This is a genomic window from Flavobacterium magnum (assembly GCF_003055625.1).
Lineage (GTDB): Bacteria > Bacteroidota > Bacteroidia > Flavobacteriales > Flavobacteriaceae > Flavobacterium > Flavobacterium magnum.
Window position 1 is genome coordinate 861,177 of sequence record NZ_CP028811.1, and the last position, 24,723, is coordinate 885,899.

At 46.9% G+C, this 24,723-nt stretch carries 27 protein-coding genes; 4 read left to right on the plus strand and 23 right to left on the minus strand.

Going from position 1 to position 24,723, the window contains the following annotated elements; genetic code table 11:
• Positions 1–12 precede the first annotated feature (12 nt).
• From atpG to HYN48_RS03565, 16 genes are all read right to left on the minus strand, one after another.
• Positions 13–876: an ATP synthase F1 subunit gamma gene (gene atpG, locus HYN48_RS03485; RefSeq protein ID WP_108369808.1), complete on the minus strand. Its 864-nt coding sequence runs from the start codon at positions 874–876 to the stop codon at positions 13–15.
• A gap of 89 nt (positions 877–965) precedes the next feature.
• The gene (gene atpA / locus HYN48_RS03490; RefSeq protein WP_108369809.1) at positions 966–2,543 is read right to left on the minus strand and encodes a F0F1 ATP synthase subunit alpha; all 1,578 of its coding nucleotides are present in this window, start codon (positions 2,541–2,543) and stop codon (positions 966–968) included.
• Between the two features lie 14 nt (positions 2,544–2,557).
• Complete coding sequence (gene atpH / locus HYN48_RS03495; RefSeq protein WP_108369810.1) at positions 2,558–3,091, minus strand: ATP synthase F1 subunit delta; 534 nt, start codon at positions 3,089–3,091, stop codon at positions 2,558–2,560.
• A gap of 2 nt (positions 3,092–3,093) precedes the next feature.
• Entirely contained in the window at positions 3,094–3,594 is a 501-nt protein-coding gene (locus tag HYN48_RS03500) for a F0F1 ATP synthase subunit B (RefSeq protein ID WP_108369811.1), read from the minus strand.
• An 80-nt stretch (positions 3,595–3,674) separates the two neighbouring features.
• Positions 3,675–3,866 carry an ATP synthase F0 subunit C gene (atpE, locus tag HYN48_RS03505; RefSeq protein ID WP_108369812.1) on the minus strand — a complete coding sequence of 64 codons (192 nt, stop codon included), beginning with the start codon at positions 3,864–3,866 and terminating at the stop codon, positions 3,675–3,677.
• 51 nt (positions 3,867–3,917) lie between these two features.
• Positions 3,918–5,069 carry a F0F1 ATP synthase subunit A gene (gene atpB, locus HYN48_RS03510; protein WP_108369813.1) on the minus strand — a complete coding sequence of 384 codons (1,152 nt, stop codon included), beginning with the start codon at positions 5,067–5,069 and terminating at the stop codon, positions 3,918–3,920.
• Between the two features lie 187 nt (positions 5,070–5,256).
• Entirely contained in the window at positions 5,257–5,646 is a 390-nt protein-coding gene (locus HYN48_RS03520) for a hypothetical protein (RefSeq protein ID WP_108369815.1), read from the minus strand.
• The gene (locus HYN48_RS03525; protein WP_108369816.1) at positions 5,636–5,875 is read right to left on the minus strand and encodes an AtpZ/AtpI family protein; all 240 of its coding nucleotides are present in this window, start codon (positions 5,873–5,875) and stop codon (positions 5,636–5,638) included. Before HYN48_RS03525 ends, HYN48_RS03520 begins: the two co-directional genes overlap by 11 nt.
• Positions 5,838–6,248, minus strand: coding sequence for a bactofilin family protein (locus HYN48_RS03530; RefSeq protein ID WP_108369817.1), 411 nt, complete (start codon positions 6,246–6,248; stop codon positions 5,838–5,840). Before HYN48_RS03530 ends, HYN48_RS03525 begins: the two co-directional genes overlap by 38 nt.
• Before the next feature lie 6 nt (positions 6,249–6,254).
• The gene (gene porW / locus HYN48_RS03535; protein ID WP_245945978.1) at positions 6,255–9,257 is read right to left on the minus strand and encodes a type IX secretion system periplasmic lipoprotein PorW/SprE; all 3,003 of its coding nucleotides are present in this window, start codon (positions 9,255–9,257) and stop codon (positions 6,255–6,257) included.
• Between the two features lie 142 nt (positions 9,258–9,399).
• The gene (locus tag HYN48_RS03540; RefSeq protein WP_108369819.1) at positions 9,400–10,017 is read right to left on the minus strand and encodes a hypothetical protein; all 618 of its coding nucleotides are present in this window, start codon (positions 10,015–10,017) and stop codon (positions 9,400–9,402) included.
• Between the two features lie 2 nt (positions 10,018–10,019).
• The gene (locus tag HYN48_RS03545) at positions 10,020–10,715 is read right to left on the minus strand and encodes an ABC transporter ATP-binding protein (protein WP_108369820.1); all 696 of its coding nucleotides are present in this window, start codon (positions 10,713–10,715) and stop codon (positions 10,020–10,022) included.
• A 12-nt stretch (positions 10,716–10,727) separates the two neighbouring features.
• Positions 10,728–12,200, minus strand: coding sequence for a DUF5687 family protein (locus tag HYN48_RS03550; protein ID WP_108369821.1), 1,473 nt, complete (start codon positions 12,198–12,200; stop codon positions 10,728–10,730).
• A gap of 54 nt (positions 12,201–12,254) precedes the next feature.
• Positions 12,255–12,947, minus strand: coding sequence for a hypothetical protein (locus tag HYN48_RS03555; protein ID WP_108369822.1), 693 nt, complete (start codon positions 12,945–12,947; stop codon positions 12,255–12,257).
• Positions 12,944–13,573, minus strand: a complete 630-nt coding sequence (locus tag HYN48_RS03560; RefSeq protein WP_108369823.1) for a hypothetical protein — start codon at positions 13,571–13,573, stop codon at positions 12,944–12,946. Before HYN48_RS03560 ends, HYN48_RS03555 begins: the two co-directional genes overlap by 4 nt.
• Complete coding sequence (locus HYN48_RS03565; protein WP_181248517.1) at positions 13,573–13,908, minus strand: PadR family transcriptional regulator; 336 nt, start codon at positions 13,906–13,908, stop codon at positions 13,573–13,575. The genes HYN48_RS03560 and HYN48_RS03565 overlap by 1 nt, the downstream gene beginning before the upstream one ends.
• 124 nt (positions 13,909–14,032) lie before the next feature.
• On the opposite strand from HYN48_RS03565, the gene HYN48_RS03570 reads away from it, so the two are divergent.
• On the plus strand, positions 14,033–15,085 hold the full coding sequence (locus HYN48_RS03570) for a ferredoxin--NADP reductase (RefSeq protein ID WP_108369824.1): 1,053 nt from the start codon (positions 14,033–14,035) through the stop codon (positions 15,083–15,085).
• 27 nt (positions 15,086–15,112) lie between these two features.
• Here the strand turns inward: HYN48_RS03570 and HYN48_RS03575 are convergent, their stop codons facing one another.
• A complete protein-coding gene (locus HYN48_RS03575; RefSeq protein WP_108369825.1) occupies positions 15,113–16,132 on the minus strand; it encodes a glycosyltransferase family 9 protein in 1,020 nt (339 codons plus the stop codon).
• Positions 16,133–16,297: 165 nt separating this feature from the next.
• A complete protein-coding gene (locus tag HYN48_RS03580; protein WP_108369826.1) occupies positions 16,298–16,903 on the minus strand; it encodes a DUF4254 domain-containing protein in 606 nt (201 codons plus the stop codon).
• 122 nt (positions 16,904–17,025) lie between these two features.
• Between HYN48_RS03580 and upp the strand changes: the two genes are divergently transcribed.
• Positions 17,026–17,679, plus strand: coding sequence for a uracil phosphoribosyltransferase (gene upp, locus HYN48_RS03585; RefSeq protein WP_108369827.1), 654 nt, complete (start codon positions 17,026–17,028; stop codon positions 17,677–17,679).
• Here the strand turns inward: upp and HYN48_RS03590 are convergent.
• A complete protein-coding gene (locus tag HYN48_RS03590) occupies positions 17,674–18,603 on the minus strand; it encodes a DUF6427 family protein (protein WP_108369828.1) in 930 nt (309 codons plus the stop codon). The genes upp and HYN48_RS03590 overlap by 6 nt on opposite strands.
• A 45-nt stretch (positions 18,604–18,648) precedes the next feature.
• Between HYN48_RS03590 and HYN48_RS03595 the strand changes: the two genes are divergently transcribed.
• Positions 18,649–18,891: a DUF6341 family protein gene (locus HYN48_RS03595; RefSeq protein WP_108369829.1), complete on the plus strand. Its 243-nt coding sequence runs from the start codon at positions 18,649–18,651 to the stop codon at positions 18,889–18,891.
• Here the strand turns inward: HYN48_RS03595 and purD are convergent.
• Positions 18,883–20,157, minus strand: a complete 1,275-nt coding sequence (purD, locus tag HYN48_RS03600) for a phosphoribosylamine--glycine ligase (protein ID WP_108369830.1) — start codon at positions 20,155–20,157, stop codon at positions 18,883–18,885. The two genes, HYN48_RS03595 and purD, sit on opposite strands and share 9 nt — an antisense overlap.
• Positions 20,158–20,333: 176 nt before the next feature.
• Here purD and HYN48_RS03605 point away from each other — a divergent pair, with 176 nt between their 5' ends.
• Entirely contained in the window at positions 20,334–21,599 is a 1,266-nt protein-coding gene (locus HYN48_RS03605; protein ID WP_108373337.1) for a phenylacetate--CoA ligase family protein, read from the plus strand.
• Here HYN48_RS03605 and HYN48_RS03610 read toward each other — a convergent pair.
• Genes HYN48_RS03610 through HYN48_RS03620 form a run of 3 tightly spaced genes read right to left on the minus strand, consistent with a single transcriptional unit; the run spans position 21,591 to position 24,718 of the window.
• On the minus strand, positions 21,591–22,364 hold the full coding sequence (locus tag HYN48_RS03610) for a glycosyltransferase family 2 protein (RefSeq protein WP_108369831.1): 774 nt from the start codon (positions 22,362–22,364) through the stop codon (positions 21,591–21,593). The genes HYN48_RS03605 and HYN48_RS03610 overlap by 9 nt on opposite strands.
• 1 nt (position 22,365) lies before the next feature.
• Positions 22,366–23,733, minus strand: coding sequence for an undecaprenyl-phosphate glucose phosphotransferase (locus tag HYN48_RS03615; RefSeq protein WP_108369832.1), 1,368 nt, complete (start codon positions 23,731–23,733; stop codon positions 22,366–22,368).
• Position 23,734: 1 nt separating this feature from the next.
• Positions 23,735–24,718, minus strand: coding sequence for a UDP-glucuronic acid decarboxylase family protein (locus HYN48_RS03620; protein ID WP_108369833.1), 984 nt, complete (start codon positions 24,716–24,718; stop codon positions 23,735–23,737).
• Between the last annotated feature and the right edge of the window lie 5 nt (positions 24,719–24,723).

Here is a 24,723-nt window from a genome sequence, read left to right on the forward strand (position 1 = left end):
CTGATAAAATAATTATCCTTTCAATGCTTCCGCACCACCAACGATCTCAAGGATTTCGTTTGTAATGGCAGCCTGACGGGCCTTGTTGTACGTCAGCTTCAACTGGTTGCGCAAAGCGGTCGCGTTATCGGTTGCCTTGTGCATCGCAGTCATACGCGCACCGTGTTCTGAGGCGAATGAATCACGAACAGCTTTGTACAATTGTGTCTTAAGCATTTTCGGGATTAATGTCAGCACGATTTCCTCTTTTGAGGGCTCAAAGATATAATCAACGTTGGCGTTCGCAGAACCTGAAACTACAGGCGCCAATGGCAGGAATTGTTCGGTCTGGATGATCTGCGTGGCGGCATTCTTGAATTGGTTGTAAACCAAAACAATCTTGTCGTATTTGCCATCTGTAAAAAGCTTTACCAACTCGTCAGCCACTTCGGATACACGCTCGAAAGTCAGGTCATCGAAAATGTGGTTGTGGTTTGACAATACCGTATTGTTCTTGCGGATGATGTCGTTTCCTTTTTTACCGATGGTCACGAAATCAACTTGTTTCCCGGCGTATTCGTTTTCCAGCAGGCGCTTGGTCTCCTTGACGACATTCGAGTTGAAGGCCCCGCTCAATCCCCTGTTGGAAGTGATTGCCACGACCAGCACGCGTTTCACGATGCGCTGTGTGGTAAACTCTCCGCCTGCATCACCGTCAAGTGTTGCAGAAAGGTTTTGAAGCAGTTCCGTCAGTTTTTCGGCATAAGGGCGCATGGCTGTGATTGCATCCTGTGCTTTCTTCAGCTTGGCCGCAGAAACCATTTTCATCGCCGATGTGATTTGCATCGTTGATGAAACGGAGGTAATTCTGTTACGGATTTCCTTTAAGTTTGCCATTTGTTTTTATTATTTTAAATTTTAAATGATGAATTTTAAATTGAGAAAGTCATACATTCAAAATTTAAAATTCAAAATTTAAAATAATCTTAATTGTATTTTGCTGAAATTTCTTTCGCTACTTTTTCAATCACGTCAGTGATGGAATCGTCGAGTTTCCCGGCCTTCAGGGCATTCAGCGTGTCTTTGTGCTGCGCATTAAGGTATTCAAGGAAATCCTTTTCGAATTCTTTCACTTTGTTTACAGGAACGTTACGCAACAGGTTTTTAGAACCTGCGTAGATAATCGCCACCTGGTCTTCCACTTTAAAAGGGTCGTTAAGACCTTGTTTCAGGATCTCTACGTTCCTTCTACCTTTTTCGATTACGTTCAACGTAACGGCATCAAGGTCAGAACCGAACTTGGCAAACGCTTCCAATTCACGGAATTGTGCCTGATCCAGCTTTAACGTACCGGATACTTTCTTCATGGATTTGATCTGTGCGTTACCTCCAACACGTGATACAGAGATACCCACGTTGATGGCAGGACGTACACCCGAGTTGAATAAGTCAGACTCCAGGAAGATCTGTCCGTCAGTGATCGAGATTACGTTTGTTGGGATGTATGCAGAAACGTCACCCGCCTGTGTTTCGATGATTGGCAAAGCCGTCAACGAACCACCCCCTTTAACGATAGGTTTCAGGTTATCAGGAAGATCGTTCATGTTTTTAGCGATCTCATCGTTGTTGATTACTTTACAAGCCCTCTCCAATAAACGGCTGTGTAGGTAGAAAACGTCTCCAGGATACGCCTCACGCCCTGGTGGCCTTCTCAAAAGAAGGGACACCTCACGGTAAGCAACCGCCTGTTTAGACAAATCATCGTAGACGATCAATGCCGGGCGGCCGGTGTCACGGAAGTACTCCCCGATAGCAGCACCCGCCATTGGAGCGTATACCTGCATCGGAGCAGGGTCAGAAGCGTTAGCGGCAACGATTACAGTGTAAGCCATTGCACCTTTCTCTTCCAACGTTTTTGCAATTCCCGCTACGGTCGAAGCTTTTTGCCCGATCGCAACATATATACAGAATACAGGCTGGCCTGCATCGTAAAATTCTTTTTGGTTCAGGATCGTATCGATACAAACCGTAGACTTACCTGTCTGACGGTCACCGATTACAAGTTCCCTTTGGCCACGTCCTACGGGAATCATGGCATCCACAGCTTTTACACCGGTCTGAAGCGGTTCGGTTACCGGCTGACGGAAGATAACTCCAGGCGCCTTTCTTTCCAAAGGCATGTCGTAAAGTTGTCCGCCGATTGGGCCTTTTCCGTCGATTGGCTGACCCAGCGTATTGACTACACGGCCTACAATCTGCTCACCCACTTTCAATGACGCGATACGTTGCGTCCTTTTCACGGTAGAACCTTCCTTAATACCTGTTGACGGGCCCAGCAATACAACACCCACGTTGTCTTCCTCGAGGTTCAGTACGATACCTTCCATACCGTTGTCGAACTCGACGAGCTCTCCGTATTGAACATTTGATAAGCCGTAAACACGGGCAATACCGTCTCCAACCTGTAGTACAGACCCTACTTCCTCAAGTGTGGCTCCTGACTCAAAATTCTCAACCTGTTTCTTTAATATTGCTGAAATTTCAGCAGGTTTAATTTCCGCCATAATGATATAAATAACTAGTTACTTAATTCTCTTTTTAATCCCTGTAATTTGTTGGCAATTGAAGCATTGTACTGCTTGTCGCCCACCCTTAGTATGAATCCGCCGATGATGGCCGGATCGACTATATTTTCCAATACGATTTTCTTGTTTGAAAGCGTCAGTACTTTTGACAGTACCTTGGCTTCCAATTCCGGAGTCATCGGGAAAGCCGTCGTAACGGTCGCTTTCTCCATACCGTTCATTTCGTCAAAAAGCCTTCCGTACTCAGAAGCAATTTTTCCCAGTATCTCGAATCTCTTGTTTTCATGCAACAGATGGAAAAGACCTTTGGTTACGCCGTTTACATTTGCAAAGATTTCAGACACCGCACTTTCCTTCACCGCGACTTTGGTGGTCGGGTTTTGGATAAAAGTAGTGAGTTCCAGGTTGCTGTTGATGGTTGCTGCAATGGTATCCATGTCGTTGCTCACCTCAGCCGCCACACCTTTAGCCTGTGCGAGGTCGAGGATTGCCTTTGCATAACGGATTGCTGCTCTGCTTCCTGCCATGATTAGTTCAGTTTAGCGTCACCCAACATTTTCTCAACCAGTTTGGTTTGGGCTTCTTTGTTGGAAAGTTCGTCCTGCAATAATTTTTCCGCAATGTCAAGGGATAATGATGACACCCTGGCTTTTAACTCAGCCATGGCAGCATTCTTCTCGCTTTCGATAGCGGCTTTGGCCTGCTCGATCATTTTCTGGCCGGCAGCCTGTGCTTCGTTTTTCGATTCAGCGATCATTTTCTCCTTGATGTCACGCGCCTCTTTCAACATCGCATCACGCTCGGCACGGGCCTGTTGCAGAGTCCGTTCGTTATCGGCCTGAAGATTTTGCATTTCCTTTCGCGCATTTTCTGCAGAAAGCAACGCATTCTTGATACCGTCTTCCCTTTCATTGACTGCGTCAAGGATCGGTTTCCAGGCGAATTTCTTCAAAAGCAAAATCAAACCTACAAACAGTATGGTCTGTACGATAAAAAGGCCTAATGAAAATTGTCCGAATAATTCTTCCATTATATCTGTATTTTATAGTCTTAATTTAATGTTTAAACAAAAGCTGCAACCAACCGTTACAGCTTTTGATCTTTTTTGATTTACGATGCAAAGATTGCAGCGAAACCGATACCTTCAATAAGAGCGGCAGCGATCAGCATCGCAGTCTGGATTTTACCAGTAGCCTCAGGCTGACGGGCAATAGCGTCCATTGCTGAACCACCAATACGTCCGATACCGATACCTGCACCGATAACTACCAAACCTGCTCCAATAATTCTAGGAATTTCCATGTTGTATATATTAAAAATTAAACATTCAATTTAAGCTGACAGCCATCGCTATCAGTGGTGTGCCTCCTCGTGGTGGTGCTCCTCAACGGCCGCCCCGAAATACAATGCTGACAGCATCGTGATGATATAAGCCTGTAACAGCGCTACCAAAACCTCAAGAAGCATCAATACGAAAGACAGCAGGAATGCCAGTGGCGTGCCTACAAAGTGGTTCGCTTTATACATCAGCGCGACCAGGCTCATTAATACGACGTGCCCTGCAAGGATGTTGGCATAAAGACGGATCATCAATGAAAACGGCTTGATGATGGTTCCCAGCAGTTCAATCGGGGCGAGAACGAATTTCATCGGAACCGGTACACCCGGCATCCAGAAAATGTGTCCCCAGTATGATTTCTTTGCGGTAAAGGTCGTAATGATGTATGTCAATATGGCCAAAGCCGCAGTTATGGCGATGTTACCCGTTACGTTAACCCCGAGCGGCGACAGTCCGAAAATGTTCAGGAACCACACAAAAAAGAAAATCGTAAGCAGGAAGCTCATGTATTTCCTGTAGTGCTTCTCGCCAATATTGGGAATTGCGATTTCATCACGGATATACAATACAATCGGTTCGAAGAAGCGGCCCGCGCCTTTGGCGATTGATCCGTTTTTGGAATAAGACTTACCAAGGCCGGCAAAAATCAGAAACATCAGCAAACCCGTGAAAATGATCATGACCACGTTTTTGGTAATCGAAAAGTCAATCGGCTGTACGTTTTCAAGGTGGCCTTTCTTGTCGAGTGTTTCGGTGCCGTTGGCGTCAGTACGGTAAATCTTGCCGTTATGGTGGCTGATCATGTAATATTTGCCGTCAGATTCCGCTACGGCATGGCCATGTTCAAACTTTGAAGAGGAGAAAACGTGCAAACCCTCATCCCACAAGATTACCGGAAGTGGAAAACCGACATGGCTTTCATGCGCACCCTCGCCGTAAGAAAAAAGGTGGAAGTCGTGAGAATCTAAAAGGTGGTGCTTGATGAACTCCTTACGCTCGCTGTCTTTCTTTTCGTCTTCTGACATGGGGACGGCTAGCTCAGAATGTGGTGTGTTGGCTTCGTGTTTAACCGCTAAAGAATCAGCCGGATTAGCCCATCCCAGCGAGGAAATCAGCAATGAAAATGTAACAACAATATTAAGGTGTGTTTTTTTCAAAAATACCATAGTGTGTAAACTTAAATTTAGTCTCCTGAAATTCGGTGCAAAGGTATATTTTTTCCTGATAAGAAAAAGGGTTATAAAACTTTTTTTGCTGATTTTTCGGGAATGGGAGAATTTTACGCATTAATTTGCAATAATACGCCCGGGGAAAACCCATACATTGTGAAAAACTGGGAAATTTGCACAAATGCTATTTTTTCTGCAGCAGCCTTACCGAAACTACAGTTTCTATCGTAAGGAAGATGGCAAAAACCGCAAAGAAGTTCATCTTCTCGAATTCGACATCCATTTTGCCCGATGTCAGGACCGGATGCAGTAACACATAGGCCAGCACAGCCTTGATGCATGTCAGCAACATAAAGGTACTGCCTACACTGTCGATATTCTTTACCTTCGTCCTGCCCAGGATGTAGGCGATAAACAATGAGCAGAGTGAAAAAAAGCCGTACAGTGCCACAATGGGATAATGCCAGTCTGCTGTGCGCCCGGGCCAAATAAAATGCAGCAAAAGGGCATGGCCGGCGAAGGCCGTTGCGGCTAAGACAGCCGTTTCGGATAATGGTCTCAGGCTAGGATTCATTGTCCATCTTATTGATTTCCTTCAATTGCCTGGCGATGTTATAAAAAGCAATTCCAACACCTGCAATAGTAAGTATCTTGACCCAGAGCCCGTTCTCATTGTGGTATTTTTCATCGAGCCATTTCCCGCCCCACGCAAATGCGAAAACAATGATTCCCATCTGTATCGGAATATTGATCAGTGCCAGCCATTTATTGGGTTTTTTCTTCGGGGTATTGTCTGGCGTCATTTGGCGGCTGGTTTTTGCTATTGGGTTTCATAAGGCAGGACGCACTGAAGTCGGCTCCCGGCTCCACCGAAAGTTTTCCGCAGACCACTTCGCCATGGATACTGGCTTTAGACTTCACGTTGAGGATTTCCGTCACCTGTATCCTGCCGTCGAAAACACCTTCGATATCGGCATTCTTACAAATGATGTCGCCCTTAACTACACCTGCCGGCCCGATCACTATTTTTCCTTTGGAAGTAAAATTTCCATGCAATTCGCCGTCGAGCCTGAAGTCAGCCTGCGATACGATATCACCGGTAATTGTCGTTCCTTCCACAATACGGTTGGTCTTTCCTAAAAGATCGGTGTACGATTTGGGACTTTTCTCAAACATGATTGCTTATTTTCCTTTCACAGGTTGTGCCGGTGTGCTGGGTACTTCTTCCGGGTCATCGGAATCTACCGGCTGCGGTGGCTCAGATTTCCTGGTTTTCTCATCAAGTTCCCTTCGCCTCTGCTCCGCTTCACGGACCTGCTGCTCGATAATCTGCTGCTGATTCTTTTTGGCGTCCGCGGCCGATGGCGGCATGCTGCCCGGTGCCGGCGGCAGTCCTTTTTGAGGCTGCGGCTGATTTGGAGCGGGTTGAGCGGATTTTTCGGCAGGCTTGGCTTTGTCCTGTGTTACCGGTGTCGGACCCTGGGCCCTAGGGCCCGGCTTGAGGTATTCTTCAAGGTTCTTCTTGATCTGGACGATTTTGTAATTTTCGTTTGAAATCACAATAGCCTGCAACGGGATATTGTAGTCCTTGTAGTCTTTGAGGATCGTGGCAATATCAGTGGCTTTTTGCTGGCTGCCGATACCGTGGATGACGATAAAGTTTTCGGTCATCGTATACACATCCTGTGATAAAGTCAGTTTTTCGGTCGTGCGCTCCGCGGCAAATTTCCTGAGTTTGTCTTCAGCGGCTTTGGTGACGGGTGTTTCTACGTTACTGACCTTGTAAATGATTTTCCAGCTCAGCGGCTCAGCAGCATCAAATTGCAGCTGCTCTAAAGCCGGAATATCTTTGGCAATCATTTCCTCAGCCTGTTTGCCTTCCTGCACATTCGGGTAATTCAGCGCCACATAATTCAGCGCTTTCCTGTATTCTCCGAGACCCTTGAGTTTGCCGACGACTGCTGCCTTGAGCAATTCCATCTTAGGTACAATTTCCTCTCCGGTAAATTGTTCGGTGGCTTTGTCCAATGCATCGAGTGTTTGTATAAACTGGCCGTCTTCGTACATCCTGTAAATGTTCTTATAGGCGAGCTCGGGCGAAAGTGCGGCGCTGTCCGGATCGGTAACGCCATTTTTGAGGATCTGCGCATAACGCGATTCAGGATACTGGCTGATGATCTTGTTTTTCATCGCTTCTGCCTTTGGCTTGTCGATAATCTCGTAAATCTTAAATAAATGATACATCGATGGCAACACGAGCCTTTCCTCGGGTTTGTTGAGCAACAGCTGCTCGAGTTTTGAAGCGGCCAACTGGTATTCCTTGAATTTTTCCTTGTAAATGATGCCGAGTTGGTAGTACGCAAAATTGCGTTCCTTTGCCAGGCTGTCCAGCAATTTTTTGTCGTCTGGAAGCTGTTTGAGGTAAAAATCGGCGGTGTATCGTTCGTCAATCTTGTCTTTTTTCGAATTGCCGGAAAGGCTGTCATTGCTGGCTGCCGAGTCACTTTTCTTATCGGCGTCGGATTCCTTTGTCGATGAGATGCGCCAGTTGTCCTTCAACCCGCGGTTGCCCCATTTCTTCCTGAACTCCAGTTTTCCGTACGCTACCGTCGACGGATTGTAAAAATAAAATGCGTCGTTTTTCGCGCCCCCCGATTTGGGCGCCATGTCAGTGCCTGTCTTTGCCGATCCGGCTTTGTCAGATAGCCTGTCGGCACCTGTTTTTCCCTGCATGCCTGCCCCGGGAGCCGTCGGCATGCCAGGCGATTTGCGGGTCACCGGATCGATGACGTCGTCGTCGCTGTTCACGTTACGGGCCAGTCTTTCCGCCTTTTCCTGTGCGGCTTTCTCCGCGGCGGCCTTCTCAGCGTCGGATTTTTTCAGTTTGACGATATAATCCTCATAAAAACTTTTACGGTCGGCCGGAGATAACGATACTACATTGAGGATGCTGTCATGATGCTGCGCAATGCCTTCGTACTTGATCACGTCGGCAAGGTTTTCACGCTTGTTCTTAATGTATCGGTATTCGCGGGTTTTCGGTGTAAGCCGGGTGAGCGTACTGTCGTAGTACTGTCCCGCCTGCTGGTATTTGGCGTTGTCAAAATAAATCTTGGCCAGATTCCTGTAGTTTGAAGCCATCAGGTATTGGTCCTGCGACTTGGTCCGCAGCGATTTGTTGTAGTATGCAACGGCTTGTTTCCTGTTCGTTTTCTTATCATAAAACAAGGCCATCTGGTGGTTTAATACGTCGAGGAACGGCCTGTTCTCGCGGTCGTCCATCAACTTTTTGTACTTCTTAAGGAACGCGATCGTATCGCCTTTGGAAAAGTCAAATTGCGCCGCCTGTCTCGCATGGGCCTGGATGATGTAACGCCGCGGCGAATTGCGCTTCATATCGATCACGGTTTGGAACGCGGCATAGGCGCTGTCCTTTTCGCCTGCCTCATCATACAGCTGACCGAGGATGAAGGTGTATCGCGCCTTTTCTTCCTTTGAACCGGTCAGTTCGCGCGCATCCTTAAGCCGCGCGCGGGCACTGTCACGTTCTTCCAGATTGAGGAACGCCTGGGCCAGAGTGGCATTGACATCGGCATATACCTGCTTCTTGAGTTTGGTTTTAAGCTTGATGTCAATCAGTAATTTCTTTAGGTTTTTCACGGCCAGCGCATCATTGTCCATACGCATATTGGTGCGCTCCCGCCAGATTTTGGCCTCATAAATCTTATCGCTTTCCGGGTATTTGTAAAGGATGTAATTAAACGCCTCGAGCGCGGGCACGTAACGCTGGTCGTAATAACGGGCCTTCCCCAACAGCAGGTGCGCTTCGTCCATCTGTGGGTTTTTTTCCTTTCCTTCGATATTCATCGAGCGCTTCTGTATGGCTTTGGTGGCCTTTTCTTCTGCGCGTGCAAAATTGGCATTGCGGTTTTGGCCCGGGAGGATATTCTCGGTGGTAACCTGCATGCGCTCTACGGGAAGGATTTGCCAGAAATTGTCGGCATATGTCAGTTTTACGTCTTCAATCCCCTTATCGAGCGCGATATTTCCGTTGTAAAGTACGTTGTATTCGGTGTTCAGGGCCTGCCAGTTCCGGTTTGCCCATCGGTCCTTTTTGGTGGAACAGGCAAACAATAACAGCAGAAAAAACAGGGAAAATATATATCGTAAGTGGTTATTCTTCAATTTCAAAACGTTTTTAGGCATAACTTCCAAAAGCTATTTTTAGTATACAACCGGTAAAAATACGTTTCTTTTTGATATGAGGAAAAATTTGGGCGGTTTTAATAACTTCCCGAATTAAGACGGGGAGACCTACTGTGAATTTTTATGAAGGAAGAAATCTTTTGTTTTTAAAATCATAGCTATCCGTACTCAGTATGATATATTGGATGCCTTTATTTTTGGATGCGTAATCCCTGATATCTTTAGTGTCCTTAAAGAACAAACGCCCCATACTGTGATGGTAAAGTAATATGACCGTCTTTTTATCTTTGATGATAAGCGGGTTGTTATCCACTGTGGAAAATTTGTACTTTGATAACAGTTCTTTAAACTCTCCATCAATATGAAATGGAAATTCATTTTCATTTCTTATTGACTCATAAACCTCTTTACAGCCATATTTTTTATCTTTTGTTTGCTTGAAAAAGAAAGTCGAGTCTGTAGTGTATGCTGTTCCGAAATAAAAATAGTCTGAATTTCTGTGAAATAACCTCAAAAAATTAACGCGGTAATTTATATTTATGATAGAATCACTTTCCAAAAAATACACCTTATCTACATCAATATCATGCTGCTTGAAAACATTAAGGTATCGGATTACATTAGTTTCAACTTTCTTATTTGTACCATAAATAGAGCTTGCAGGGCTTTTACATGAAAAAATACTGGCTGTAACAAGTACAGCCAGTAGTATTCTTTTACTAAAAAAACGATCAAACATATTTATATCGCGAAAAACGCTTCGAGTTCCTTCAACGTTTCCGCTGACGTGACAATGTCTTTAACTACTTCGCCTTTATTGAGAACCACAATCCGGTCCGAAACCTCAACGGTATGCATCAGGTCATGGCTCGACACCAGGATGGTGACCCTGGGGTCGTCTGCCAGTTCCTTGATGATTTTCTTGAGCCGGAATTGCGTCGTGGGATCCAGGTTGGCAAACGGCTCATCAAGCACGATGATTTCCGGATTTCCAATCAGTGTAGCGATAATCCCGACTTTCTTCTGGTTCCCTTTTGAGAAATCCCGGATGTATTTCTTGCTTTTCAGGATTTCCCCGTTGAAGAATTCCTCGTGTTTTGCAAGCAGCGCATCTACATCGGCTTTGTTCTGCCCGCGCAATTCCCCGATGAAATAAAAATACTCCTCCGGCGTCAGGTAGCCGATCAGGAAACTTTCATCGAGGAAAGAGGCCGTGAATGTCTTCCACGTCTCGCTCGCATTGATTTGTACACCATTGCTGGTAATTTGCCCTGTGGAAGGCTCGATCAGGTCAAGCAACAAACTGAAAAAGGTGGTTTTTCCGGCACCGTTGTTGCCGACCAGCCCGAAGCTCTCGCCCGGTTTGATCTTAAGATTTTCTATGGTCAGGACACGCTGGCCGTTGTATGATTTCGAAAGGTTGGTAACTTGTATCATGGTTTGTGTGTTTTAGTTTTTTTGTTTGTAAGCGTCGAGCGTCGCATATTTTTCAGCTTTGTAAATTTTTTCGATCAGGGTAAAGACCTTGTTCCTGAATGCGAATCCAAGCATCCCGACAGCGGCAACGAGCAGAAGCCCCAGATTCGGGTTGTAGATTTTCGTCCCGATGACGTACAGCAGCATCGGTAAAAGCAGTTTGGGCAGCGATATGAGCATCGTTTTAACATTAAAAGCTTTCTTATCGCCAAAGGCGCCACGGCTCGAAGTCAGGTCTACCGGTGTTTTAGTATAAGCGCCGCCAAGCAGCACCAGGTGTGAATTAAATCCGATGTTGTAGATTGCGCCCACGACAATCATCTGGTATACATGCCATCCGAAGTACACATAAAAGGATGCGAGGATCGTCGATATCGCCGTAGCAATCACAATGAGCCACCATTTGGCACTCAGATACCCTTTATACGGAATATTCTGTGTCATCATCAGCGGGTAGCAGGCACTGTCCCAACTTGGCACGAACTGCCCGAAAGTGAACAGGAACCCGCCCGTTACGAAAATACCGGCAAACATATGCATCGCCGGATTGTCGTAGGCTTCGATGCCGCCGGAGAAAAACAGCAGCCCATAAAAAAGGAACACCACACTCATCACAACGGTGGTTTTCGAACGCTTGTTGCGCTTGATCATCCGGATGTCGTTCTTGAGGAAAGTCCCGATGGTGCCGAACTGATTGAGCCAGTCGAACTGTTCGGTCTTTGCCACGGCGTGCTTTGCGGCAAGTCCGGCATCGAGGTAGAGGTTCCTGAGCAGGTATTTATGGGTGACGATATACAGTCCTACCGCTGCGGCCAGCGGGATTACAAACATCCAGACAGTGGTGTACAACCCGCTGAAGAAAACGGAGGTGTATGCTGTTACATCGAAAAGCCCGTAGTATTGTGACGCACCGAGTGCGGCTACCACCGTGAGAAAAATAACGAAAAGATTGTCTTTGTTATTCAACAGGATGTTCAGGAAGTTGTTGCAGTAAAAAAGGCAGATAACCGATAAGTGCCACAGCAATACCCCGCTCACATCGTAGCCCTCGCGCAGCAGCACGACCGTAAACGGTACGAACAGGAATGCATGGATCAGGTTGAAGAATGACAGCATCGTCTTCCCTAACGCAAAATTGACGATTACCGGCCTTTTGATCGGCAGCACCAGCATCGGGCGGATGTTCATTACCGGGATTTTCTGCAGCAGCAGCCGGATGATCAGGTCGATAATAAAATAATAAATAATCATTTTATTGAGGAATTTTAAAGGGTCAAGCCCTAATTCCTCGCGCACTACATAAAATCCGGCTATCCCGGCCAGCAGGAATACGGTGATCATATACAGTGCCATGAATCCCATGAAAATTTTCAGGGCGAGGTTTGTCGCAAAGGAGGCCGAACGGGTAAACGACTTCCATTCAAGATACAGGAATTTTCCAATCATGTTATGTGGTTTTGGTTGTTGCGAATGAGTTGCTAAAATAGTAATTTGTTACACTTAAGCAACGGAATATTCGGGATACATTTCGGTCAGGTACCGTTTTGCTTTAAGCGGAATCAACACCGCGATGACATACACCAAAATAGAGTACGTGACCATTGCCGTTGCCGCAAACCACAACGCGTTATCGCTTTGCAATGCCGTACTATCATATATCCTGCCGACAAGCTGCAGCGGGATAATCAGTAATGCCGAAATACTCCCGTAACCATTGATAATCTGCTCAAAAAGCCATCTCTTTTCGGGTGTCGCTTTTTTGCGACTCTTTATCGCAGACGCAATCATCTTTACATAAAGCACCAGGGTGAGAGCTGACAGCAGTGTGCCAAAAATGATTTCGCTCCACAACAATACTTTCAAGAGGTAGAAAAGCACCACCACCGCTGAAGCGGACAATACGATTTTTGGAATTCCAAAAAAATTGATGAAATGCTGCCAGACCATCTTATGGTACTTCCGTGTTAATGCCTTCTGCCTGCTTTCCACTACATCCATAAACCCGAAAATCCCGAATTTTTTGAACTCAGCCTGCAGCGCCTGATCAAAACTAAGGTTCTGGTTTTCAGTCATCTGTTCTTCTATGGCATTGGCGAGGTGGTCTACAAGTTCAGATTGCACGTCGTAATATTCCACGTAATGTTTTTTGGTGAAATCGTAAAGCTGCTGTATTTGCTGGTCGTCTAGCCTCATTTTGTTATCGATGTTAAATAAATTTTATTGGTGTAAAATTGCCTGAGGTTATCCAGGATGTAGAGTATGTACCCGATACTGACGTAGCTGCACCATGCGATACCCAATGGCATTACCTCAGCCGAAATCAAAGTAAGCAGCAGCGAAATCTGGTATAACGCCGCTGCCAAGAACCCATTTCTTTCTATATAGTAAAAGCGTTTCCGCGTAAACATGTATACTATCAATTGTGGTAACAAGATGATCAATAGCCAAATGAGTGGCACGGTATAAGAATCAACCGCCATTTGGAAATCATTAGCAGGAATCCGGAAATAAACCATCAGCAGGAAGAAATTCACGAACCCAAAAAAGATCATCCATGGCTTTGTAAGAAAACTGAAATAATGCTTCAATAAATCCATGGAAAAACGTTGGCTGCGATTATTCATTTTCATAAGTTCTTTCTTATGCTTCGCCATGTATTCTTTGAATACGGTAAGGAATTCCCAGCCGGTTTCCGTCATTCCCGCTTCTACCGCCGTAGCGATGTGATCGGTCATTTCAGAGCGTATGTCCGCATAGATTACGTTGGAATGCTTCAGATAATTGTCGATAAATTCAATATTTTCAGATGTAAGCGACATCAGAATTCAAGGTTTGGTTTTACTAATGTTTGCATATTCCTAATAAAATCCTCCAATTCCGACAGGAGATTTTTTGTTTCTGTAACGCCTTTTGAAGTCAGCCGGTAATATTTCCGCTGACGGTTGTCTACTTTCTCAAACTCGACCTCAAGCAATCCATCCGCTTCGAGCTTATGAAGCGCCGGATATAGTGCCCCTTCTGTAATGTTCAGGTCGCCTTCGGTAATGGCTTTCACTTTCTGTGTGATTTCATAACCATACATGCGGCCGTTTTCCTGCAGCAATTTCATGATGATTGTCGTAAGGCTTCCTTTGTATAATTGAGAGTTTTTCATGATGCAAAATTCGACGCTAATATACATAAGATTTTTATACATAAGAATTTTATGTATTATAAATTTCAAAAGTCACTTTCAGGACGCTCAACGGTTTAGTATCTTTGCAAAAAAAGAAATTTACATGTCCTCATTTTATAAATTACAGATTAAAGAAGTGAAACGGGAAACTGAAAATGCGGTTTCCGTACTTTTTAATGTTGCCGACGAACTCAGGCCAAACTACAAATTCACCGCAGGTCAATACATCAACCTGAAGCTGACGCTCGACGGAAATGAAATCCGCCGTGCCTATTCGCTTTGTTCGTCGCCTGATAGCGGAGAGCTCCGCATTGCGGTAAAATCTGTAAAAAATGGTACATTTTCCCCTTTTGCAAATTCCACTTTAAAAGCCGGAGACATACTGGAAGTCGGCACGCCTGAAGGAAAGTTCACCTTCGAACCGCAACCCGGCAAGCAAAAAAACTATGCAGCCTTTGCAGCCGGAAGCGGCATTACGCCCGTGATGAGTATCCTTAAATCGGTTTTGATGGGTGAACCCGAAAGCACTTTTGTGCTGGTTTACGGAAACCGCACGCCTGCCGAAACCATCTTCCACCAGGAACTGCACGACCTGCAATTGCAGTATGTGGGCCGCCTGATGGTACATTATGTGTACAGCCAATCTAAAATTGAAAACGAATTATTCGGGCGCATTGAGAAGTCTACCGTAAATTTCATCCTGAACAACAAATACAAAAACCTCACCTTTGATAAGTTTTACCTTTGCGGACCGGAAGAAATGATCAACCTGGTGTCAAGTGTGCTCAAGGAACACAATGTGCCGGAAAAAGACATTAAGTTCGAGCTGTTTTCAACCGGATTGACAAAAGACAACATCAATGACCCGCTCGAAGGACACACCAAAATCACCGTCATGGTGGATGATGAGGAAACCACTTTCGAGATGTCTAAAAAACAGACGCTGCTCGACGCGGCACTCAAGCAGGGACTTGATGCGCCTTACTCCTGCCAGGGCGGCATCTGCAGCAGCTGTCTGGCAAGAATCACTTCAGGTACCGCAGAAATGAAGAAAAACGCGATCCTGACCGACAGCGAAATTGCCGAAGGCCTGATACTGACCTGCCAGGCACATCCTACTTCTGCCGCGATTTACGTGGATTACGACGACGTGTAATTTAGCCGGCGCTTGGAATGCGCGCAACTATTCCGGATCCGACCGCAATTGGGAATACACCCGGTCCGCAATGGCTGCCGGCGTGATCGTGCGCATCGCCTTCTCATATCCCGGAACCTTCTTATTTCCATATACCGATGTGGGGATTTTCGGGAATTGGCTGCGGTCAGCGGTCAGTGCATTTTCCATTTTTTGGTTGAAGGGCAGAAATCCTGCATAAGGATGGGTGGCACCCCAAAGCGTGATGACTTTCACGCCCAGCATCGCTGCGATGTGCGCATTGCCCGAATCCATTGACAGCATCAGGTCGAGGTTACTGATGAGTTGCAGTTCCTGTGCAAAGTTTATTTTTCCGGCAACGACGATCACGTTGGGTTTTCCTTTGGCGAACGCAGCCAGGGAGTCCACTTCGTTTTTTCCGCCAAAAAGAAAAATCCGGCATTCTTTATCTTCCGAGAGGCGGTCAACAACCTGTTGCATCAAATCGGCTGGATAGACTTTGGATTCGTATTGTGCATACGGCGCGATCCCCATCCAGGTTGCCGTCTTTTCGCCGGTCACTGCGGTGAGATCCTGCGATAATATGGCCTTGGCCGGAAACTGCGGCTGTGACAAATCCAGCGGAAATCCCAGCTGACGGAACACCTCAGCATGACGGTCGAACATTGTCGGGAGTGGTTTGAAGATCTTGTCGTCGGGCCGCACGAGTGCTTTTTTGGCTGCGCGGGCTTTGTCTACAAACGCGGTTTTCTTACCATCGAATGCGAAAAGCGTGCGTAAGATGACGGACCGCAATACGTTATGCAGATCGGCAAAAGCGTCGATGTCCCGTTTTCTCAAATCCCGGAACAACCTCAGCAGGCCGAAAAAGCCTTTGTGCCTTTCCTTATCATCGAAAGCGAAAAATGAAAGGTTTGGGATGCCGTCAAAAAACGGCTTAAAAAACGGCCTGGAAATGACGGTAATCCTGATGTCCGGATACTGCTGTGAAAACGCACGCAAAACAGGAACCGTCATCGCGACGTCTCCCATTGCGGAGAGCCTCATGACGGCGATATGTGAAATTTTCTTCGGCAAGTGATACAGCGTTTAGACCCTAGCCCGGATAGCAGTGGAAATCCTTTTTTAGCGCGTCCGATACGCCTTTTGCAGTAGGCTCGTCCTGACGCTAAAAAAGATTGGAACGGATAGCCGGAATAGCTCCTGAAAAAATTACTTCTTATTCTGATACAGCACCGGGTTCAGGTCGTCGTCATTGTACATCTTCATCTGTTTGTACACTTTCATGAACTTGTCGCCGTTTTCAATATCCTTAAGCAGATCGTCGATTGCCGTAGACAAATCCGTGCGCTGTTCGAGCAGGATGTTGAGTTTTTCCTGGCATTTGTCACGGTGTTCCTGCGAGGCTTCGGCACGATTGGCCTCTTCCTGCATGTGGTAAATCTTCAGTGCGAGGATGGAGAGCCTGTCAAACGCCCAGGCCGGACTTTCTGAATTGATTTTTGCGGTTTCCTTCACCTTCACGCCGCTGTACTTCTGCAGGAAATAACTGTCGATGTATTCCACCATATCCGTGCGTTCCTGGTTTGAGGCGTCAATGCGTCGCTTCAGGGTTAGCGCCGCTACGGGGTCGATCTGCGGGTCGCGGATGATGTCTTCAAAATGCCATTGCACGGTATCGATCCAGTTTTTGAGATATAGTAAATGTTCGAATTTATCCTTAGGATACGGATTGCTTACCGGCTGGTCCACGTTGTCAAACTGGTGGTAATCCTTAATACTCTGTTCAAAAACGGAATAGGCTAGTTTTGAAAACATATTTTTACATTTTAAAAAGCAAAGATACTTTTTATACTTTTACTTTTGGAAAGTTTAAAATTTAAAGTTTAAGGTTTGCGGATTCATTCGCCAATCCGCTAATCCATCATCCCCTAATTATCATGCAGATCCATTACCTCTCCGAAGCCAACAGTGTCCTGAACCATTTCCTTGGCCAGATCCGGAACATCCATGTCCAGAAAGACAGCATGCGTTTTCGCAGGAACATCGAGCGCATCGGCGAAATTATGGCTTATGAACTCAGCAAGGACCTGGTGTATGAAAATGTTGACATTACCACGCCGCTGGGCATCAAGAAGACGACAGCCATCGCTAACGAGCTGGTGCTGTGCTCAATACTACGCGCCGGTTTGCCATTGCACCTGGGTTTCCTGAATTATTTCGACAATGCCGAAAACGGATTTGTCTCAGCGTACCGCCACCACCACAACAACGATGACGAATTTACGATCAAGGTGGAATACCAGGCAGTACCCGATATTGGGGACAAGACGTTACTACTGATCGACCCGATGCTGGCCACGGGGCACTCGATGGTGGCCGTGTTCAATACGTTACTCGAGAAAGGAAGTCCGAAGGAAATCCACATCGCCGTAGTCATTGCCGCCCCGGAAGGCGTGGCCTACCTTAAAAACGCATTGCCCGACAATTGCCACCTGTGGGTAGCCACACTCGACGAAAAACTCAATGCGAAAAATTACATTGTGCCCGGCCTTGGGGATGCGGGTGACCTGGCTTACGGCAGCAAATTATAATTGTGCAAAAAACGAAAACAGGCTCGTCGCCGCAAGAATCAGCATGGCCACTTCCCTTACGGTCATGATTTTAAGGTTTTCGATATAACTGGTTGCCATGATAGACAACGGCATGAAGGTATACACCAGCAGACTGTTGTCCTTGCCCGGCGAGATTACGAACACCACCACCGCAATGACAAAACAGAAGAGCACTTTTTTGTAAGACGCATGTAAAATGAGGGGTTTTGACGGCAGTGACAACAGCTGGGCTGCAAAAAACAGGAACGCGATGGCGGCGAAAACAGAGAACGCAATATTTTGCGCCTTGTTGGTAAAATAATCGAAGGTCAGGTCAATCTGTGATTGGCTGATGATATCGTCGATAAGGCCTTTGTTGAATATTACCGCCACCATCAGGTACGTGACGCCCACTCCGAAAAATGCGATGTACGGCAGGATCCAGTTCCTGTAATCGCGTGACACATGAAAAAACACGGAGATAAACACCAAAAGAATGAATAGGATCGCCCAGAAGTGGAACAGCGCCGCGACGAAAATCCACAATGAGGCGTCGAATATCTTTTCCTTCGGCGTGATCAGCGACTGCAGTGACACCAGCCTGCGCATCGCTAAAAGCAGGAAGAAGTTTGACACTACGATTTTCGAATCCAACAGAACCGATGGGAACAGTATCAGGAAAAGGAAGAAGAAAAGGAACGGGTAGGTGCTGTCTTTGCTGAGTCCGTTGCGTTTGGTAACAAAATTCGTAATGAAAAGCGAGCTGATCAGTATCGCGAGGAAAGCCGCTTTTTTGGCCAGCACCAAACCGAAACCAATCGAGGTCAGGTGGGCCGATTGAATCACCACGAAGCATATCATCAGCAGCACCGTGACCAAAACATAATTAAATGGCCTTGATTTGCTAAAAATAGTTGTTATCATGCGGATATTTTATATTTTTGTGCTGTAAATATAATACTTGAAACCATGTTTAAAGCATTTTTTGAAGCCATCCAGTTCCTTTTTGTGGACATCCTATTCAAGCCACTTGACCTTTTGAGGCACCTGGAACTGAAAAGCTGGTATGGCTGGTGGATTTCGAACGGCATCAGCTGGATCCTGATGGGCATTTGTGCTTATTATACCGTGTACTGGATCAAGCAGTTGCAGCTACACAAGGACAACAATGAAGAAAACCAGGATACGACGGCGCATTCGTTCTTAAAATAAGTCGAAGCCAATATCCTTTCTGTAATACATCTTATCAAAATGTAGTTTCGCTATGTTTTGGTAAGATTTTTTTATGGCCTCATCGAAGTGGTCACCGTAGGAGGTCACGGCAAGTACCCTGCCTCCATTAGTGACTATGTCACCGTCTCGCTCGGCAGTGCCGGCATGAAATACCATGGAATCTTCAATGCTGTCAATTCCGGTAATTGCTTTCCCTTTTTCATAGTCTTCAGGATATCCGCCCGAAACGACCATGATGGTTGTGGCGCTGCGCGTGTCGATTTCCAACGGAAAATCGTCGAGTTGGCCGTTCGCCACCGCGACAAACAATGCCACCAGGTCCGACTTTAGCCTTGGGATCACAACCTCCGTTTCCGGATCTCCCATGCGCACGTTGTATTCTATCACCATCGGTTCGCCTTTTACATTGATCAGGCCGATAAATACAAAACCTTTATACGGAATCCCATCCTGCTGAAGCCCGTCGATCGTTGGCTTCACAATCCGCGTTTCAATTTTATCCATCAGGACGGCATCGGCAAATGGCACCGGCGACACGGCGCCCATTCCTCCGGTATTGAGTCCGGTATCGCCCTCCCCTATCCGCTTGTAATCCTTCGCCGTCGGCAGGATCTTATAACTCTTGCCGTCGGTAATGACAAAACAGCTCAGCTCTATACCGTCCAGGAATTCCTCGATTACGACTTTGGTGCTGGCGGTACCGAATTTCCGGTCCACGAGCATGTGGTGCAATTCCCTTTTGGCCTCGGCCAGGTCGTGCAGGATCAGCACCCCTTTGCCTGCGGCCAAACCATCGGCTTTCAGCACATAGGGCGGCTGCAGGGTTTCGAGGAAATCCCATCCCTGTGCGACGGTGTCAGCCGTAAAACTTTCATAAGCGGCAGTTGGGATGTGGTGCCTCATCAAAAATTGCTTGGCAAATTCTTTGCTGCCTTCGAGTTGTGCGCCCAGCTTTGACGGCCCGATCACCGGGATATGCTCCAGGGAGCTGTCATCACGGAAAAAATCGAAAATGCCCTGTACCAATGGATCCTCGGGCCCCACCACGACCATATCGATGTTATGGCTCAGTACAAAATCCTTAATCGCTGTGAAATCGGTCGGGCTGATAGCAACATTGGCTGCGATGGCGCCCGTCCCCGCATTTCCCGGTGCGACGAAAAGTGCATCGCATAAGGGGCTTTGGAGCATTTTCCATGCGAGCGCATGCTCCCTGCCGCCGGAACCCAAAAGTAAAATAGTCATCTTGTCGTGTTTAGTTGTGTGCCGCAAAAATAGGCTGTTTTGGGAATAAAAAATAATTTTTACAGTCCAAACTGCCGACCCGCTTCACGCAATTTGGCCAGGAAAACAATATATTTGTCCGAAACTGCCGCGTTTTGAAATTATTCGACCTCACTTTAACGCTCAATGGTTTCCCGATGCGGGAAGCAAAAGCCGAATTGGATCGCATCGTCCGGTTCAGCGAGGGCGAACACCGTGATTTCATAGAGGGCAAAAAACGCGACATCGCGGCATTCCATCTGAAAAACAATGGTTTTTACAGGAATCTAAACCCCTCCGCAGATTTTACTTCGTGGGAAAGTCTGCCCGTGCTTACGAAAAAATCCTTGCAAATTCCTTTACAGCAAAGGCTTTCCGGTGGTTTTTCGGCAAAATCAATTTACGTGAACAAGACCTCCGGTTCCTCAGGCGATCCGTTTGTTTTCGCGAAGGACAAGTACAGCCACGCGATGACCTGGGCCTCGAATATTTACCGTTTCGGATGGTACGGCATCGACTTCAACCAATCGCTGCAGGCACGTTTTTACGGGATTCCACTGGATGCCCTCGGCTATAAAAAAGAGCGCATCAAAGATTGGCTTGCACACCGATACCGATTCCCGGTCTTTGACCTTTCGGATGCCGTCCTGGAACAATTTCTGGGCCATTTCCGTACTAAAAAGTTTGATTACATCAACGGATATACGAGTTCAATTGTCCTTTTTGCCAAATTCCTGAAACGCCGGCAAATTGTGCTAAAAGACATTTGCCCGACGTTGAAAGTGTGTATGGTCACTTCTGAAATGCTTTTTGACGATGACAAAACGTTGCTCGAAACTCAGTTCGGCATTCCTGTCGTGAATGAATACGGCGCCTCGGAACTCGACCTCATCGCTTTCCAAAACCCACACGTCGAATGGCAGGTAAACGCAGAAACCCTGTTCGTTGAAATCCTGGACGACGCCGGCGCCGTGCTGCCATATGGCCGGGAAGGCCGCATTGTGATCAGTTCACTTTACAATACCGCGCATCCGTTTCTCCGGTACGACATCGGCGACATCGGGGTTTTGGATGAAAAAAGCACGTTGCAGAAACCTGTGTTGAAGAAACTGACAGGCCGCACCAATGACATTGCCGTGCTGCCCAGCGGCAAAAAATCGCCGGGTCTGACCTTTTATTATGTGACCAAAAGCATCATTGAGGACGACGGGAATGTCAAGGAGTTTGTCATCACGCAGACGAAAACCGATGCGTTTGAAATTGATTATGTGAGCGACAAGGCGCTGACTCCGCAGCAGATAACGGGTATTGAAGCAGCGATTGCGCAATACCTCGAGCCGGGACTTCATTTTAATTTCAACAGGAAAACGGTGCTCGAGCGCGGCAGCCGCGGCAAGCTCAGGCAGTTCCGGAGTTTACTCTGATTTTTTTACGTACCGTGGCTTGACCAGGAGCTGCACAAACAGGAATACGGCCATGCAACCCAATGCGGCGGCCACGTTCAGCCGATGAAACTGACGGTATACTGCGTAGTTGTACCACAGTAAACCTAGTTTTGAAGACGACACCGATCCGGTCCTGACGCGATACACCGCAAGGCTTTCCGGGACGGGACGCGCATGGCGGAGCTTTTTGAACACAGTAAGCCAGACAATCCAGTCCTGGCGTTTTTTTATCGGCGAAATCGGGATTTTCCCGAAATAATCGCTGTCGTAAATCCCCGTCAGGTTGCCAACATAGTTGCAAAAGAAAAGCTGCCTGTACGAGAGGTTTTTCGGGGCTTCGATGCGTTGTGGCAGCCGCACCCCACTCTCATCCATACAATCATAGAAACTAAAGGTGACATGCTGTCGGGACTGTTCCATAAAACGGATTTGCTTCTCCAGTTTTTCGGGCATCCAAAGGTCGTCGGCATCGAGGAAGGCAATGTACCTGCCTTTTGCCTGGCTGATGGAGTGGTTGCGTGCCACGCCGGGCCCTGCATTCTGCGGCAGCGTAAACAGCCTGATCCTGCTGTCCCGGGCAATGAAGTTGTTGATGATTCCGATAGTGCCGTCGGTCGAGCAGTCATCGGTAATCAGCATTTCCCAGTCGGTGCATGTCTGCGACTGTACAGAAGTTATGGTCTGGGCAATAAAAGCAGCGGAATTGTATGCGGGAGTGATGATGCTGACAATCGGCCTCTCCATCTTAATAGGCTTTTTCTTCGCCTTTGAAGATGTTTACGACGGTTTGCACGATAATTTTCAGATCGAGCAGCAGCGACCAGTTCTCGATGTAAAACACATCAAATTTGATCCTGTTGATCATGTCATCATCGGTTTCGATTTCGCCACGGAAACCGCGAACCTGCGCGAGCCCGGTAATCCCGGGTTTTACGTAATGGCGCATCATGTATTTCTTGATCTTGCTGCCATATGCCTTGTTTTGTGACCAAAGGTGCGGCCGTGGGCCTACCACCGACATGTCGCCGAGCAATACATTGAGGAACTGCGGCATTTCATCGATACTGGTTTTCCGCATGAATTTCCCGATCCGGGTGACGCGCGGGTCATTTTTGGATGCTTCGCGTTCGGTGGTCTTATTGACTTTCATCGAGCGGAATTTATAGCAGAAAAATTCCTTTTCGTCAATTCCGGGCCGGCCCTGCTTAAAGAACACCGGGCCACGCGATTCCATCTTGATCAGGATTGCCAGAATCGGGACAAGCCAGGAAAGCAGGCCCACAATCACGACCATAGAAAAGACCATATCGAAACACCTTTTAAAGACTTTGGTGGCCGGGTCGTGCAGGATGGTTTTCTTTAACGACAATACGGGAAACATCTCATAATAATCAATCTTAAGATTCTTAGAGAAAATTTCCTTCGAATCGGGAATGAACTTGATGGTTTTGTTATTCTCGTCAGCAAAATCAACCAGATCCCTGACCTGCTCATTGCTCATCTCATTCAGCGAACAGTAGATTTCGTCGATGTGGTTCGCCACGACAAATGCCTTGAGGCTGTCGATTTTCCCGGTGATGTTCTGATTGCTTTTCTTATCGGAAAAATAACCCATAAAACGGTAGCCGTAGTCGTTCCTGACCTCAAACAATTCCTTGAGCCGTATGGCTTCCGGAGTATATCCGACGATGACCGCGCTTCGGAAATTGCTCCCGGTGACAATCCTGTATTTCTTGAGGTAATAGAACAACAGGAATTTGAAGATCGTAATCAGGGAAAAACTCCAGATCATGAACACTGCGATCGCGTTTCCGCTGAAAAGCGCCTTTTTGGCAAACGGAAAAAAAGCGATGACAATCAATGTGAAAATTACACCCTGCTTGAAGAGCCTTGACAGGATTTCGACCGGGGTGGTAAAGCGATAGATCTCATAGAACTTCACGAAATAGGCGATAATAAACCACCCAAGGGTCTGGTAAGCGATGTAATACAGCGTATTCAGGTTGAGTTCCCTGAAGAAGAACAGGCACAATACATTAATCACCAGGAGGTCGATGGCGACACTGATGGGACGGATGTATTTCGAATATCTACCTGTATGGGCTGCGGTCATTTTAATGTATAAATCCCGTAAAATCTTTGTGCTCTTCCTTAAGCAGTTCTTCGGAAGACAACGATTTGAAATAGTCGTAGGTTATTTTCATGCCTGCTGCACGGTCTACTTTAGGCTCCCATCCGAGGATGGCTTTGGCCCTGGAAATATCTGGCTGACGCTGTAGCGGATCATTTACGGGCAGCGGATGGTATACTACTTTTTGTTTGGTACCCGTGAGCCTGATGATTTCTTCAGCAAAATCCTTAATCGTAATTTCGTCGGGGTTGCCAATATTGACCGGCAGCGCATAATCAGATTGCAGCAGCCTGAAAATGCCTTCCACCTGGTCGTCGACATAACAGAAGGAACGCGTCTGCATACCGTCACCGAAGATCGTAAGGTCCTCACCGCGCAACGCCTGACCGATAAATGCCGGAATCACACGCCCGTCGTTGAGGCGCATCCGGGGGCCATAGGTGTTGAAAATCCTCACAATCCGCGTTTCTACGTTATGAAATGTGTGGTAGGCCATCGTGATGGATTCCTGAAACCGCTTAGCCTCGTCATAAACGCCCCGTGGCCCGATGGTATTGACGTTGCCATAATAATCTTCTGTTTGCGGGTGCACCAGCGGATCGCCATAAACTTCAGATGTGGAGGCAATCAGGATCCTTGATTTTTTTACCCGTGCCAATCCTAGCAGGTTATGGGTGCCCAGAGAGCCGACTTTAAGTGTCTGTATCGGGATTTTCAAGTAATCAATCGGACTGGCCGGAGAGGCAAAATGCAGGATGTAGTCGAGCGGTCCGGGAATGTGCACGAATTTGGTAATATCGTGGTGGTAAAACTCGAAATCCTTGTGGCTGAATAAATGCTGGATATTCTTAAGGTCGCCGGTAATCAGGTTGTCCATCCCGATGACGTAATATCCTTCTGAGATAAAACGGTCGCACAGATGCGATCCTAAAAAACCTGCCGCGCCGGTTATTAGTATTCTTTTCATAGTGT